Origin of the sequence: Candidatus Pantoea floridensis (assembly GCF_900215435.1) — a bacterium.
GTDB lineage: Bacteria > Pseudomonadota > Gammaproteobacteria > Enterobacterales > Enterobacteriaceae > Pantoea > Pantoea floridensis.
The window spans coordinates 2,373,122-2,388,006 of record NZ_OCMY01000001.1; the positions used below are offsets into that span (position 1 = coordinate 2,373,122).

The 14,885-nt window shown below is 55.2% G+C and carries 10 protein-coding genes and 3 tRNA genes; 9 read left to right on the forward strand and 4 right to left on the reverse strand.

Annotation, left to right across the window (positions count from 1 at the left end):
* Window positions 1-14: 14 nt before the first annotated feature.
* The 3 genes from mscM to rsgA form a co-directional block, all read right to left on the reverse strand.
* A complete protein-coding gene (gene mscM / locus CRO19_RS11215) occupies window positions 15-3,350 on the reverse strand; it encodes a miniconductance mechanosensitive channel MscM (protein ID WP_097095874.1) in 3,336 nt (1,111 codons plus the stop codon).
* A 15-nt stretch (window positions 3,351-3,365) separates the two neighbouring features.
* On the reverse strand, window positions 3,366-4,262 hold the full coding sequence (asd, locus tag CRO19_RS11220) for an archaetidylserine decarboxylase (RefSeq protein WP_097095875.1): 897 nt from the start codon (window positions 4,260-4,262) through the stop codon (window positions 3,366-3,368).
* 92 nt (window positions 4,263-4,354) lie between these two features.
* A complete protein-coding gene (rsgA, locus tag CRO19_RS11225) occupies window positions 4,355-5,401 on the reverse strand; it encodes a small ribosomal subunit biogenesis GTPase RsgA (RefSeq protein WP_097095876.1) in 1,047 nt (348 codons plus the stop codon).
* 103 nt (window positions 5,402-5,504) lie between these two features.
* On the opposite strand from rsgA, the gene orn reads away from it, so the two are divergent.
* The 4 genes from orn (at window position 5,505) to CRO19_RS11245 (ending at window position 6,739) form a co-directional block, all read left to right on the forward strand.
* Window positions 5,505-6,053, forward strand: coding sequence for an oligoribonuclease (gene orn / locus CRO19_RS11230; protein ID WP_097095877.1), 549 nt, complete (start codon window positions 5,505-5,507; stop codon window positions 6,051-6,053).
* 292 nt (window positions 6,054-6,345) lie between these two features.
* Window positions 6,346-6,421, forward strand: a tRNA-Gly gene (locus CRO19_RS11235).
* Between the two features lie 27 nt (window positions 6,422-6,448).
* A tRNA-Gly gene (locus CRO19_RS11240) sits at window positions 6,449-6,524 on the forward strand.
* A 139-nt stretch (window positions 6,525-6,663) separates the two neighbouring features.
* Window positions 6,664-6,739 (forward strand) — tRNA-Gly (locus tag CRO19_RS11245).
* 435 nt (window positions 6,740-7,174) lie between these two features.
* Here CRO19_RS11245 and queG read toward each other — a convergent pair.
* Window positions 7,175-8,314: a tRNA epoxyqueuosine(34) reductase QueG gene (gene queG / locus CRO19_RS11255; protein WP_097095879.1), complete on the reverse strand. Its 1,140-nt coding sequence runs from the start codon at window positions 8,312-8,314 to the stop codon at window positions 7,175-7,177.
* Between queG and nnr the strand changes: the two genes are divergently transcribed.
* The 5 genes from nnr to miaA are packed head-to-tail and all read left to right on the forward strand — an operon-like array spanning window position 8,313 to window position 14,778.
* Window positions 8,313-9,830, forward strand: a complete 1,518-nt coding sequence (gene nnr / locus CRO19_RS11260; RefSeq protein WP_097095880.1) for a bifunctional ADP-dependent NAD(P)H-hydrate dehydratase/NAD(P)H-hydrate epimerase — start codon at window positions 8,313-8,315, stop codon at window positions 9,828-9,830. The genes queG and nnr overlap by 2 nt on opposite strands.
* 3 nt (window positions 9,831-9,833) lie before the next feature.
* A complete protein-coding gene (gene tsaE / locus CRO19_RS11265) occupies window positions 9,834-10,310 on the forward strand; it encodes a tRNA (adenosine(37)-N6)-threonylcarbamoyltransferase complex ATPase subunit type 1 TsaE (protein WP_097095881.1) in 477 nt (158 codons plus the stop codon).
* Complete coding sequence (gene amiB, locus CRO19_RS11270; RefSeq protein ID WP_097095882.1) at window positions 10,307-11,962, forward strand: N-acetylmuramoyl-L-alanine amidase AmiB; 1,656 nt, start codon at window positions 10,307-10,309, stop codon at window positions 11,960-11,962. Before tsaE ends, amiB begins: the two co-directional genes overlap by 4 nt.
* A 43-nt stretch (window positions 11,963-12,005) precedes the next feature.
* Window positions 12,006-13,844 carry a DNA mismatch repair endonuclease MutL gene (gene mutL, locus CRO19_RS11275; RefSeq protein ID WP_097095883.1) on the forward strand — a complete coding sequence of 613 codons (1,839 nt, stop codon included), beginning with the start codon at window positions 12,006-12,008 and terminating at the stop codon, window positions 13,842-13,844.
* On the forward strand, window positions 13,837-14,778 hold the full coding sequence (miaA, locus tag CRO19_RS11280) for a tRNA (adenosine(37)-N6)-dimethylallyltransferase MiaA (RefSeq protein ID WP_097095884.1): 942 nt from the start codon (window positions 13,837-13,839) through the stop codon (window positions 14,776-14,778). Before mutL ends, miaA begins: the two co-directional genes overlap by 8 nt.
* The last annotated feature ends 107 nt before the right edge of the window (window positions 14,779-14,885 follow it).

Genomic DNA, 14,885 nt, shown 5'->3' on the forward strand with positions numbered 1-14,885 from the left:
CGGGCGTTTGGTTTTTATAATCCGCCAGATTTGAAGGTCTTATTGGCGGGCGCACCGTTGCTGGCGGGGTTTTGCTTTCCCAGCGTTTCCATACGCACCTGGAACGGTGGGAATGGCATCTCAATGCCGTGCTCTTCAAAGCCGCGCAGAATTAGCTGATGCAGTTCATGGCGCAGCGGCATGCGATGTCCCATCTCCGCAGCATGCACGCGTAGTTCAAACAGCTGGATACCTTGCTGCAAATCGACCAGGAACACATCTGGTGCCGGCATATCAAGCACATAGGTACAGCGATCGGCTGCCTGTTTAAGGATGTTGGTGACTTCATCACTGTTTACGCGGGCAGGAGCCGGAATCGTCAGCACCACACGGGTGACCGAATCCGACAGCGACCAGTTAACAAATTGCTCAGTAATGAACGCCTTATTCGGCACAATGATCTCTTTGCGGTCCCAGTCGGTAATGGTGGTGGCGCGGGTGTTGATGCGGGTAATACTGCCGGTCAGATCGCGAATAGTCACGGTATCGCCGATACGAATCGGTTTCTCAAACAGGATAATCAGGCCGGAGATAAAGTTGGCGAATATCTCCTGCATCCCGAAGCCTAACCCCAGACCTAACGCGGCAACCAGCCACTGCAGCTTCGACCACTCAATCCCCATCATCGAGAAGCCAATCAGGCCACCAATCAGCATTAGCGCATATTTGGTCAGGGTGGTAATCGCGTAGCCGGTGCCTGGCGCCAGGCTAAGATGCTGTAACAGCGCCAGCTCGAGCAAAGCAGGCATATTACGCACCAGCTGGGTGGTGATGATCAGTACCAGAATGGCAATCAGCACCGCGCCCAGCGTAATCGCCTGCACGCTATCAACACCTTGTATCGTGGTGCTGGCGTTCCACAGCGGAATGTTATCAAGGAAGCTAAACGCCGAATGAATTTCAGACCACAGCACAATCACCGAAACCAGGGCAATCAGCGTGAGAATGGAACGCACCAGGCGCAGCGACTGCGCGCTGATCTCATCCAGATCAATACTCGGCTCATCAATTTCGATGGTGTCGGCATTCGCGGGCGTTGACTGCTCTTTCTCTTCTTCACTGCGTGCACGGTTGGCCAGCATATCGGCTCGACGCTGTCGCGCGCGGTCAAAGGCGATGCGGCGGCGCTGAATCAGCATCCAGCGGCGGATGATGTGATAAATCACTAGCAGGAAGAACCAGATGCCCACCGACGTTTCCAGACGTGCCAGCAGCGCCTGCGCCGTGGCGAGATAACCGATGCAAGAGGCGAAAGCGGCAACCAGCGGCAAGGCAATCATCAGGTTCCACAGAATGCGGTTAACAAAATTGTCGCCGTTGCCCTCTTTATCCAGATAAAGCGGAATACCGGCACGTTTCAGGCTGACGGTAACAATACTCAGCGCGCCACAAATCAGGATGAAACAGATGCGTCCCAGTGTGCCTGAGAATTGCGGATCGTCGAGATTGGCGAAGGCGATCAGCAGCATGATGAGCGGCACAATCAAGCCAACCGACAGCGAGTAATAGCGCATTGCCCGCGCTACGCGCGCCTGTGGCCAGCGGAAATGCACCACGAATAAACCATCCGGACGGGCAAAGGCGGCGCTGATCATAAAGGCCCACAGCAACGGCAGCGTGGCGGTAATGCCATCGCCAATCGCCACGGCGAACGGATAGGGCCAGGCATGCTGTAAGCCATAACCGAGTGCCGCCCATAGCACCGGCAGCGGCACCGCCACCAAAATCGACCAAAATACGGTACGTAGCGTCAGGCTGAAGCGGTCTTGCGTGACTTTACCGACGCGGCTGGCGGAACGCTGCATAAAGGCGTTGTAGTGACGGCGTGAGCTGATGCTGAAGCCAACCAGTAGCACCGCACCAATAATCGGCAACACGGTTTCGCGGTTGGTGAACATCATCGCCAGCGCTTTGCCGAGCTGGCCAGCGGTGTCCAGCGACAGTAAACGCTTAAGATCCTGCGCCATCTCAACCGGGAAATTCAGGCCGATGGTGTTAACGTCAGCGGTCCAGAATAGATAGCGATGCGTCGCATCTTTGACTTCCGCCAGCGCATCCTGCAGCTGCGTATTGGAAACTTTAAGCTTGGTGATTTCCAGAATCAGCGTATCGCAGCCAGAAATCAGTGAATTCAGTAGCTCGCGCTGGGTTTTTAGCTGGGCTTCAAGAATGCGGGTTTGTTCACTGCTGAACGGGGAGCCGTCATCCTGCTTTGCTTTACGCAGTTCCTGCTGGCGCTCAAGCAGATCCTCGTAATGCAGCCGCTGCACGCGCAGTTGGCCCATCTCGCTATCGATCTGCTGGGATTTTGGCATCTCTGGCAGACGCGCCACCTGCGCACGCAGCGCCTCGCCTAACAGGTTTGATGCTCCCAACCACTGCGACTGCTCGCGGAGCGTGCTGAGCGCCTGACGTACCTGCAAAGTCTGATTGGTGGCAAGCCGCTGCTGCGAAGCGACCAGATCCATGCGCTGCGCTTGCTGATTGAGGTCTGCGGACAACTCGCGGTTAACGCGGAACTGATCGCTGATTGAACTCGGCATATCGCCGCTGTTTTCAGCCAGTTGCTCGGTGCGCTCCAGCGCCAGCTCGGCTTCGCGCTGGCGCTGGTTATTTAGCTGATTACGCAGCGCCTGCAAATAGTTATCCAGCTGGGTGGCTTTGCGCTGATGTACTTCGGCACGCATGCGCGCCAGCTCCTGGCGATTATTGGCGGAGAGCTGAGCCAGTTCCAATTCATCAACGCGCGCCTTGTTCGCGGCATTTTCTGCCTGACGCACGTATATCTGCGCCTGCGCCAGCGGCGTGGTAGCCGCTGAGGTGTTCTGCGCCCGACGATCGCTTTCCGTCATTGCGCGGCGTGCGTCCGTTTGCTGCTGCGGCAGCTGCGAAAGCGAATCGCTGATTTCGCGCGCGCGGTCTTGCTCCTGCTGCGCCTGACGGCCTTCCTCCAGCAGTTGGCTGCTAACCTGCAGTAACTCCTGATCCAGCTCGGCGCTGCTTATATTGCTACGCACCGACTTGCTGCTGTCGGTGAGCGTGGCGATCTGCTGACGGAGTTCCCGCGCCATGCGTGGAAAATCATCAATCACCTGCTGATATTGCTTTGCGCGCTCCAGAGACTCATTGCGCTCATTGAGGAAATTGATTGCCGCTTCCAGCGCCTGCACCTGTTCGGTTTGCGCGGGGGAGTTTTTGGCGGATTTAGCCGCATCCAGTTCCTGCTGAAGCTGGCTGGATTGCGGAATGGTCGCTGCCAATACAGAACTGCTGAGCACCAGGCTCAGCAGCAGAAGGAGAAAAACGCGCACGGGAGAGATTCCGGGTTATTCGCTAAGAGGGACGCTGTTGCCCGGTTGAGGCATGGCGATGGCCAGCGGCTGACCGAGGCGAGTTTTGCTTTCGGCTTCGAGGCTTTCCGCCAGCTTCACGCGGTTAGGCGCGAACAGGTTGATGACCGTTGAACCCAACTTGAAACGCCCCATTTCCTGGCCTTTTAGCAGCACCACCGCACCGTCATGATCGGCAGATGGATAACGCCAGCGTTTGATCACACCCTCGCGCGGCGGCGTTATGGTACCTGCCCACACGGTTTCGATGCTGCCAACGATGGTGGCACCGACCAGGATCTGCACCATTGGGCCGTGATCGGTATCGAATACGCAGATCACGCGCTCATTACGCGCAAACAGATTGGGGATATTGCGTGCGGTCAGCGGATTGACCGAATAGAGATCGCCTGGCACATAGATCATTTCGCGCAGGATGCCGTTACATGGCATGTGGACGCGATGATAATCGCGCGGAGCAAGGTAAGTAGTAACAAACTCGCCGTCGATGAATTGATCCGCCAGATCGTCATTACCCGCCAGCAGCGCCTGCAGGCTGTAAGTGTGGCCTTTGGCCTGGAAGATCTGATCGCCTGCAATGCGGCCAAGCTGGCTGATTGCGCCATCGGCTGGCAGCGCCAGCAAGGAGGCATCAGGATCGATGGGACGTGCACCCTCTTTTAACGGACGCACGAAGAAGTCATTAAAGGTGCGGTAGCTGCTGGTATGAGGCTTGCTGGCTTCCGCCATATCCACTTTGTAGTACCAGACAAAGATATCGATGACCGCTTTAGTGAGCCAGCCACCCCGACGGCTAGCGCCCCAACCGGCGAGTTCGGTGAGCCCTTTTTTAGGCAAAATATGATTCAGGCCGAGTTTAAAACGATCAAACACCGTTGCCTCCTGGCTTAATTACGTGTCGTTAACAAAAAGGGGGCGGATTGTAGCAGCGCCCCAGCTCGTTGGCGAATGTGCCGTTGTACGCGTTAATCCTGGTCTGAGGAAAAGTTTTTACGCGTTTTTACCTGCGCCATGCTCTCCAGAATTCGATGGTAGTTATCGAAGCGGGAGATATCGATCTTACCTTCTTCTACCGCTTGGCGAATGGCGCAGCCAGGATCGGTATCATGCTTACAGTCGCGGAAGCGGCAGCTGCCGAGGTATTCGCGGAATTCGACAAATCCGCGCGTCACCTGCTCCGGCTCAAGATGCCACAAGCCGAACTCACGCACGCCCGGTGAATCGATCACATCGCCGCCTGCCGGAAAGTGATAGAGACGGGAAGCGGTGGTGGTGTGCTGACCCAAACCAGAAACGTTTGAGACATCGTTGGTCAGAATCTCATCGCCCGCTAACTCCAGGCCAAGCAAATTGTTCAACAGGCTCGATTTGCCGACGCCGGATTGACCAGCAAAGATACTCACTCGACCGGTTAAGGCGCTTTCCAGTTCAGCCAAACCATCTTTGGCATGGCTGGAAACCATTAATACGCGATAACCAATATTGCGATAGATCTCCATCTGTTCGTCGACAAACGCGCGGCCTTCAGCATCGAGCAAATCGATTTTGTTGAGCACCAGCAGCGGCTCAACGCCGAGGGTTTCACTGGCAACCAAGTAACGATCGATGATGTTGAGCGACAGTTCCGGCAGGATCGCCGAAACAATGATGATCTGATCGATGTTGGCAGCGATCGGTTTAACGCCGTCATAGAAGTCGGGGCGCGTTAGTACCGTTTTACGATCGTGTACCGCTTCGACGATCCCTTTGCCGCCGCCAATCGCCACACGCCACAATACGCGATCGCCGGTGACCAGCGATCGAATGGTGCGGCGGATATTACAGCGATGGACAACGCCCGCGCTATCTTCCACGTCTGCGTGCATGCCGAAACGGCTAATCACCACGCCATCAGCCGCTTCTCCAAACAGGCTATCATCCGGCTCCGGCTTTTCACTCCGTTGCTGCAGACGACGCTGATGGTTGGCGCTTACGCGACGTTGTTGACCTTTCGACAGTTTGTTTTTACTCACGCATCCTCTCACGGCTTTCGCCAGGCTTCGCCCTGTTGGGCAAAACGTCTATGATACACCTGAAATGAGTTTAATGACGACTTTGGCAACAGGCGGGAAACGCATGACAGCTGGCAATGAAAACAATCTGATTTGGATCGACCTCGAAATGACCGGATTGGATCCGGAACGCGATCGCATTATTGAGATCGCTACTATCGTCACCGATGCTAACCTCAATATCCTGGCGGAAGGGCCGGTGTTCGCCGTGCATCAATCTGACGAGCAGCTCGCGCTGATGGATGACTGGAACGTGCGTACCCATACCAACAGTGGTTTGGTGGCGCGGGTGAAGGCCAGCCAGCACGACGACCGCGCGGCGGAGTTGGCCACCATTGAATTTCTGAAACAGTGGGTGCCGGCGAATACCTCACCGATTTGTGGCAACAGCATCGGTCAGGATCGTCGCTTCCTGTTTAAGTACATGCCTGAACTCGAAGCCTATTTCCACTATCGCTATCTCGATGTCAGCACATTGAAAGAGCTGGCGCGCCGCTGGAAGCCAGACATTCTCCCAGGCTTTAAAAAGTCTGGCAGCCATCAGGCGCTGGATGATATTCGTGAATCTGTCGCAGAGCTGGCGTACTACCGCGAACACTTCCTGCAGCTTTAATCGACTGTGGGTGCGCAGGAAATCATCAGGTTGTCGATTAAAGCAGCGATCGCGCGGAAAGCGCAAAATTTTGCTTTTAGACTCTTGCGACTGAAAGGATTTCTCGTATAATGCGCACCCCGTACCGGTGAAGAATTTCATGTGGCACGGAGCAGTACAGCGAAATACAGAATCGAGCATGTTCATTTGATGCAAGGCGGCAACTGAACGAGTCACAGCGAGCTTACTTCAGTAAGTGACCTGTGCGAGTGAAGGCAGCTAACGCAGCAGCAAATAAACAGGCGAAGATTATGCGGGAATAGCTCAGTTGGTAGAGCACGACCTTGCCAAGGTCGGGGTCGCGAGTTCGAGTCTCGTTTCCCGCTCCAAATTTCGCTAAGCAGTAAACCTCTAATGCGGGAATAGCTCAGTTGGTAGAGCACGACCTTGCCAAGGTCGGGGTCGCGAGTTCGAGTCTCGTTTCCCGCTCCAGAGTTTGTAGTAAACCATCCAAATCACGGATTTAGTCGTTAGCGTGGTTGTTGTGACAAAAATACGAAGATGCAGAATCGAGTATTTGAGTTTGTGACAAGGCAGCCAACGCAGTAGCAGACTAAAATACGAAGATTATGCGGGAATAGCTCAGTTGGTAGAGCACGACCTTGCCAAGGTCGGGGTCGCGAGTTCGAGTCTCGTTTCCCGCTCCAGATTTTTATATTCACTAATGTTATTTGCCCTCAGGCGCAATCAGAATTAAAACTGCTGCAGATCTTTTTTGATCGCATGTGACACCGTTTTTTTCTGGCAATTTTGCACGCCTTGCTCGCACCGGTAATGCTGGTTGTCTGCTGCAGCTATCTTACAGGTTATCCACAATGTGCCTGCATGCTGCTGACGGCGTTTGCCCTCATCTGTAAAACTGTTTTGAACAGAGTTATCCACAGGCTCTGGACAAACCCCTGCCTGCTAAACGCGACGCAAATATTTACAATAATCGCTTAATTGTTTGATTTATAACTGATTAAACCTATTTCAGACTGTAATCTTACCCTTTAGGCAAAATTACGATCTCTGTCACTATTCAGTTGGATAATTTTATTCACAGCGTGTGGAAAAGAGTTTTATCCTGTGCCACTGCTCATTCACGCATCACGTGGCAGACCTTTTTCGACTGCCCGCACCAGCCGCTGTTTCTTCGCCGGCTGCACCTCAACCGCTTGCGCTGCACGTTTTTCTAGCTGCTGAGCCATTGCCCACGTAATATGCTCATCCAGCATCGGATGTTCGCCGCTGCGCAGTGCTAATACCGCCATATTTTCTTCTGCCCACGGCGCGTTGCCTAAAGCCACGGCAATGTTGCGTAACCAACGCAGGTGCCCAATACGACGAATCGCTGAACCTTCCGTAATACGCAGGAATTTTGCCTCATCCCATTTGAATAATTCTGTAAGCGGCGGCGCGTGTAATACGGCGCGCGGTGAAAAGTCATCTTCATCGGTTAACTGGCCATAGCGGTTCCACGGGCAAATCAGTTGGCAATCATCGCAACCATAAATCCGATTACCAATCAGCGGGCGGAACTCTTCGGGAATAGCGCCTTCCAATTCGATGGTGAGATAAGAGATGCAGCGACGCGCATCGACCACGTAAGGCTCGACGATGGCGGCAGTGGGGCAGATAGTGATGCAGGCCACGCAGCGCCCACACTGTTCTTCCTGTGGCTGATCGACCGGCAGCGGCAGATCGATCAGCAGCTCGCCGAGAAAGAACCAGGAACCTGCTTCACGGTTCAGGACGAGCGAGTGTTTGCCGGTCCAGCCCAATCCGGCTTTAACGGCAATCGGGCGCTCGAGAATGGGTGCGGAGTCGACGAAGGGACGGAAATTGAGTTCGCCACAGTGCGCCTGAATCATTTCTCCGAGCTTTTTCAGTCGATTGCGCAATACTTTGTGATAGTCGCGACCCAGCGCATAGCGACTAACATAACCCAGCTGGGGGTTTTTTAGCGTGCTGGCAAAGGCGGCTTTGGCGGGAAGATAGTTCATGCGCACGCTGATCACGCGCAGCGTACCGGGCAGCAGTTCATGTGGACGAGCACGCATCATGCCGTGGCGCGCCATCCAATCCATCTCGCCGTGGTACTGCTTATCCAGCCACTCCTGCAGCCTGGGCTCTTCGGCGCTCAGATCGGTATCGCAAATACCCACCTGTTGGAAGCCGAGTTCGCGTCCCCACTGTTTAATTTGTTGAGCGAGCTGATGAAGATCGAGAGGGTATGACATGAGAAACCAGGCAATTGAAGCAAACGCACGCAGTTTAACACACTCTGTGTGGCCTGCGCAGGCGATGGCGCAACTGGAACGTGATGCTGCTGATAGCCTGGGCTTAACGCTGTATGAGCTGATGCAGCGCGCCGGACAGGCCAGCTATGAACTTGCCCGCCAGCTGTGGCCGCAGGCGAAACACTGGTTGGTGCTGTGCGGGCATGGTAACAACGGCGGCGATGGTTATGTGGTGGCGCGATTGGCGCAGGCGGCTGGGTTGAGCGTGACGCTGCTGGCCTGCGAAGGCAGCAAAGCCTTGCCGGAAGAAGCGCAGCAAGCGCGCGATGCATGGCTGGCGGCGGGAGGCGTGATCCATGCCGCAGATGCGGTCTGGCCGGAACAGATTGATGTGATTATCGATGCGCTGCTTGGCACCGGGCTCAACCGAGCACCGGCGTCACCTTACGATCGCTTAATTGAGTTGACCAATATGCATGCCGCACCGGTGCTGGCGATTGATATTCCCTCGGGTTTAGTCGCGGCTAATGGCACGGCGCCGGGCGAAACGGTGATCGCCGATCACACACTCAGCATGATTGCACTTAAACCCGGGCAATTAACCGGTAAAGCACGTGATTACATAGGTATTTTACATAACCATGAGCTGGGCTTGTCGCCGTACCTTGCCGCTGAGCAGGCACCTATTTCACGTTACGATGCCGCGGACTTAACGCGCTGGCTGCAACCGCGCCGTGCCACATCGCATAAAGGCGATCAGGGGCGTCTGCTGGTGGTCGGTGGTGATAGCGGCACGGCGGGAGCCATTCGTATGACGGGAGAAGCAGCATTGCGCAGTGGTGCCGGGCTTGTGCGCGTGCTCACGCATGAAGATAATATTGGCCCGATTCTCACCGCGCGTCCGGAGTTGATGGTTGACGCACTGAGTGACGAACGCCTCGATCAGGCGCTGGAATGGGCGGATGTCATCGCAGTTGGACCGGGGCTTGGCCAGCGGGACTGGGCTCAGAAGGCACTGAAAAAGATTGCGGCCAGTGAAAAGCCGATGCTTTGGGATGCGGATGCGCTTAACCTGCTGGCAATCAAGCAGGATAACCGTCAGAATCGCATCATTACGCCGCATCCCGGCGAAGCGGCGCGCTTGCTGGGTGTAAAAACCAGTAAGATTGAGAGTGACCGCTTACATGCAGCACGCGCCCTGGCGAAACGCTACGGCGGTGTGGTGGTACTGAAAGGTGCAGGCACGGTGATTGCCAGCGCGGCGGGAGAGTTAGCCATTGCGGATGTCGGCAACGCCGGCATGGCATCTGGCGGCATGGGCGATGTGTTAAGCGGCATTATTGCCGCGCTGATCGGCCAGAAATTGACATTACTTGAGGCAGCCTGCGCAGGCTGCGTCGCGCATGGGGCAACAGCCGATGCCGTTGCGCATCAGCGCGGTACACGCGGTATGTTAGCCACTGATTTGTTCGAGCTGCTGTGGCAGTTTGTTAATCCAGAGATGATCCAACAATAAAGCATGAAGAGCTGTGTTATCCCTTTGCCCGATGAGGCGGCAACCCTGAATCTGGGTGCGCAATTGGCGCGCGTCTGCAATAGCGCGCTGGTGATCTATCTTTATGGCGATTTGGGTGCCGGTAAAACCACCTTCAGCCGTGGTTTTCTGCAGGCGCTCGGCCATCAAGGCAATGTAAAAAGCCCAACGTATACCTTGGTTGAGCCCTACGAACTGGGGTCGCGTACGCTGTATCATTTTGATCTTTATCGTCTTGCCGATCCGGAAGAACTGGAGTTTATGGGCATCCGCGACTATTTCAGCGGTGATGCGCTATGTCTGGTGGAGTGGCCGCAGCAGGGCACCGGCGTGCTGCCTGAGCCTGATTTAGCGTTGACGTTGCGCTATGTCGATGCAGCACGTGAAGCCGAAATCAGCGCGGTGTCCGCCACTGGCGAAGCGCTGTTACTCCAATTCCAGCAAGGCAGGAATCCGGCATGATGTCACGGATGAAGATCATGATAGTGGCATTGCTGTGCCTGTTTTCTGCTTCAGCGCTTGCCGCCACGTTATCCGATATTAAAGTTGAAAACGGCGACAGCCAGGCCACAGTGACCTTGAGTTTCAACGGCCAGCCGGTTTACGGCTTTTTCCCGCTGCATAATCCCAATCGCGTGGTGCTGGATATTCGCCAGAGCGGCGCGATTAAAAGCTTGCCGCTGAATTTCAGCGGCGAAAATATTGTGCAGCGCATTCGCAACAGCCAGCCCAAAGATAAGCAAAGCCTGCGTTTAGTGTTTGAGTTGACACAGCCGGCGCAAACGCGCGCCAGCACGCAGCGCGAAGGCAATAATTATCGCGTGGTGTTCACTATTCGCGGCACGCAGCCAGTAAAACGCGCTGCCGCTGCGCCAGTCACTACCGCGCGTGAAAGTCAGAATCAAAGCAGTTCGAGCAATCCGTTCAACGCCAATCCGGTCACTGCCGTTACCAGCAGCGATACGACCGTGCGTCCAGCCACATCGTTGAGCCGCAATGATGTGGTGATTGTGGCGATTGATGCTGGGCACGGTGGGCAGGATCCAGGTGCATCCGGACAAAACGGTTTGCATGAGAAAAATGTCACCATTTCCATTGCGCGTAAGTTGAAGGCGCTAATGGACAGAGATCCGATGTTCAAACCGGTACTGACGCGCAGCGGCGACTATTTCATCTCGGTTATGGGCCGCTCCGAAGTGGCGCGTAAAGAGAACGCTAACCTGTTAGTGTCGATCCACGCCGACGCCGCGCCCAACCATTCCGCTACCGGCGCATCGGTGTGGGTGTTGTCTAATCGTCGTGCCAACAACGAAATGGCCAACTGGCTGGAACAGAAAGAGAAACAGTCTGAACTGCTGGGCGGCGCGGGCGATCTGCTGGCAAACAGCCAGGCCGATCCCTATCTCAGCCAGGCGGTACTGGATCTGCAGTTTGGCCATTCACAGCGCGTAGGCTATGACGTCGCGGTTAAAGTCCTGCAGCAGCTGCGCGGTATTACGCCGCTGCATAAACGTCTGCCGGAACATGCCAGCCTTGGCGTCTTACGTTCCCCGGATATCCCTTCTTTACTGGTCGAAACCGGCTTTATTAGTAACGCCGCGGAGGAGCGGCTGCTTGGTAGCAGCGCGTATCAGGAGAAGATTGCTCAGTCGATTTATAAAGGGCTACGCAATTATTTCCTTACGCATCCGCTGCAATCGATCCCAAAGGAGGAAAACCGGCCGCTGGACAGCGCACCAGCGGTTAGCGTTGCCAGCAATCCGGCGAGCGGCACGGTGCAATACACCGGCGCGACGCAGCGTCATACCGTTGCGCGTGGCGAAACGTTATCAGGTATCGCCGCGAAATATGGCGTCAGCATGGCAACGCTACGTGAGCTGAACAGCCTGAAGCGCGATGTCGTTTGGGTGGGACAACGCCTGAAAGTGCCGGCGAAATCCAGCGTCAGCGTTGCGGCGGCAAGTCGTCCTACGCGGCACAAAGTGGTGCGCGGCGATTCGCTAACGGCGATTGCCGCGCGCTATGGCGTGAGCTCAAAAGCGATCATGCAGGCGAATAATATGAAGTCGAGCAATGTGATGCTGGGGCAAAACCTAAAAATTCCGCAATCCTGATTGTTGGCTCCGCGTGAGCCAACCAGCCAGAAGGATCACCACCATGCCAATACAGATTTTACCGCCGCAGCTGGCGAACCAGATTGCCGCAGGCGAAGTGGTTGAGCGTCCGGCATCGGTCGTAAAAGAGCTGGTGGAAAACAGCCTCGATGCCGGCGCAACGCGTATTGATGTTGATATTGAGAAAGGTGGCGCCAAACTTATCCGCATTCGTGACAACGGCTGCGGCATCGCGAAAGCCGAGCTGGCCATGGCGCTGGCACGGCATGCCACCAGTAAGATAGCCTCGCTCGATGATCTAGAAGCGATCGTCAGCCTCGGTTTCCGTGGCGAAGCGCTCGCCAGTATCAGCTCGGTTTCTCGTTTAACCCTCACGTCACGCACCGCCAATCAAACTGAAGCGTGGCAAGCCTATGCCGAAGGGCGCGATATGGAGGTGACGGTGAAACCCGCGGCGCATCCCGTGGGAACCTCGCTAGAAGTGCTCGATCTGTTCTACAACACGCCCGCACGCCGCAAATTTATGCGCACCGAAAAAACCGAATTTACTCATATTGATGAGGTGATTCGTCGTATTGCGCTGGCACGCTTTGATGTTGCCATTTCACTCAGCCATAACGGCAAGTTGATGCGTCAGTATCGCGCGGTCAGCGAGGAGACGCAGCGCGAGCGGCGTTTAGGCGCGATTTGTGGCACCACGTTTATGCAGCATGCGTTACGTATTGATTGGCAGCATGACGATTTAGCACTGCGTGGTTGGGTGGCCGATCCAAACGGCTCGCGACAGGTTACCGATCTGCAATATTGTTACGTCAACGGGCGTATGATGCGCGATAAGCTGATCAACCACGCCATTCGCCAGGCGTATCAAACGCAGCTTGGCGATGATCAGCAGCCGGCTTACGTGCTGTATCTCGAGATCGATCCGCATCAGGTGGATGTCAACGTCCATCCGGCTAAGCATGAGGTGCGTTTCCATCAGTCGCGTCTGGTACATGATTTTATCTGGCAGGGCGTGATGAGTGCGCTGCAAGCCAGCCGCGCGCCGGAACTGCCGATTGCACACGCTGAAGAGCCCGCACCCAAATGGCAGCCAGAAAACCGCCAGGCGGCGGGTGCTAATCACTTTGCCCAGCCGAGCAACACGCCGCGCAACGGATCTGCTGCCGGCGCGAGTGCCAATTGGCAGAATAAAGAACCCAGTTACAGTGCGCGCGAAGGCGCTGCCTATAAGCAGCTGATTAAAACACCAGCGGCCGAAGCGCCGCGCGCCGCGCCTGCACCCGTTCGTCAGCCCGAGCCACGTGAAGCACCGTTAAGTGCTCATGCACAAAGTTTTGGTCGCGTGTTAAGCGTGTTGCAGGATCGCTACGCGCTGTTGGAACGGGGTAACCAACTGCAATTATTATCCCTGGCGGTTGCGGCTCGCTGGCTAAAACAGGCCCAGCTGCAGCCAGGGGATGAGGGATTAAAACCGCAGCCGTTGCTGATCCCGGTTCGCCTGAAAATTGCCGGGCAAGAGCTCGCCGTTATCGATTCCCATTCAATGCTGCTGAGCGTAATGGGCATTGATTTACAACGAGAAGGACAGCATGTGACGCTGCGTGCCGTTCCTTTACCGTTACGAACACAAAATTTACAAATCTTGATTCCAGAACTGTTAGGCTACTTGGCCCGGCAGCAAGAGGTTTCTGCATCCACGTTAGCCCAATGGTTGGCGCGGCGCGATGATGCAGAAGACGCTCACTGGAATCACTCGCAGGCGATTACGTTGCTGGCAGAGCTGGAAAGGCTTTGTCCGCAACTGCTGAAGTCGCCGCCTTCAGGTCTGTTACAGACTATTGAGATTGAGAGCGCGATTAACGCGTTGAAGCATGAGTGAACTAAACCAGGCTAGCCGGCCAAAGGCAATATTTTTGATGGGGCCTACCGCCTCCGGTAAGACGGCATTAGCGATTTCGCTGCGTCAGCAACTTCCGGTGGAACTTATTAGCGTTGACTCTGCCTTAATCTATCGCGGGATGGATATTGGCACGGCGAAACCGTCGGCAGAAGAGTTAGCACTGGCGCCCCATCGTTTGCTGGACATTCGCGATCCGGCGGAAGCGTATTCCGCCGCAGAGTTTCGTCGCGATGCGCTGGCAGAAATGGCGGAAATCACCCAGAAGGGGAAGATTCCGCTGCTTGTTGGTGGAACCATGCTCTATTTCAAGGCGTTACTTGAAGGATTGTCACCGTTGCCCTCGGCCGATCCCGAGGTGCGTCAGCGGATAGAGCAAATGGCGGCGGAGAAAGGGTGGGAAGCCCTGCACCGCCAGCTGTGTGAAATCGATCCGGTCGCCGGTAGTCGTATTCATCCGAATGATCCGCAGAGACTTTCGCGAGCACTGGAAGTTTTTTTTATTTCGGGTAAAACTTTAACGGAACTGACAAAAACCTCCGGCGAAGCGTTACCCTACGACGTGTCCCAATTTGCGATTGCACCTGTGAATCGCGAACTGATACATCAACGCATTGCGTTGCGTTACGACCAGATGCTAGCGTCAGGATTTGAAGCGGAGGCTCGTGCACTGTTTGCACGAGGTGATTTGCATACGGATATGCCTTCCATTCGTTGTGTCGGTTATCGCCAGATGTGGTCTTATCTTTCAGGCGAAATCGATTATGACGAAATGGTTTATCGGGGAATTTGCGCCACTCGGCAGCTCGCTAAACGCCAGATGACCTGGTTACGTGGCTGGCCTGAAGTACACTGGTTAAACAGTGATGAGCCAGAATTAGCGCGTAATGCGGTGCTCAAGGTAGTTAGTGCGTAGCAGGGATGATTGTGTACAATTGGTTCGTTATCGTGCGCAAATTTTTACGCAGTTTTTCTGAACCACGGTTCTTAAAGCAACAAACAACAAGCATATAAGGAAAAGAT

Excerpts from the sequence above, each read along its gene's own strand:
- amiB (WP_097095882.1), top strand. The coding sequence starts at position 10,307 with ATGATGTCACGGATGAAGATCATGATAGTGGCATTGCTGTGCCTGTTT.
- miaA (WP_097095884.1), top strand. The coding sequence starts at position 13,837 with ATGAGTGAACTAAACCAGGCTAGCCGGCCAAAGGCAATATTTTTGATG.
- mutL (WP_097095883.1), top strand. The coding sequence starts at position 12,006 with ATGCCAATACAGATTTTACCGCCGCAGCTGGCGAACCAGATTGCCGCA.
- orn (WP_097095877.1), top strand. The coding sequence starts at position 5,505 with ATGACAGCTGGCAATGAAAACAATCTGATTTGGATCGACCTCGAAATG.
- nnr (WP_097095880.1), top strand. The coding sequence starts at position 8,313 with ATGAGAAACCAGGCAATTGAAGCAAACGCACGCAGTTTAACACACTCT.
- tsaE (WP_097095881.1), top strand. The coding sequence starts at position 9,834 with ATGAAGAGCTGTGTTATCCCTTTGCCCGATGAGGCGGCAACCCTGAAT.
- queG (WP_097095879.1), bottom strand. The coding sequence starts at position 8,314 with ATGTCATACCCTCTCGATCTTCATCAGCTCGCTCAACAAATTAAACAG.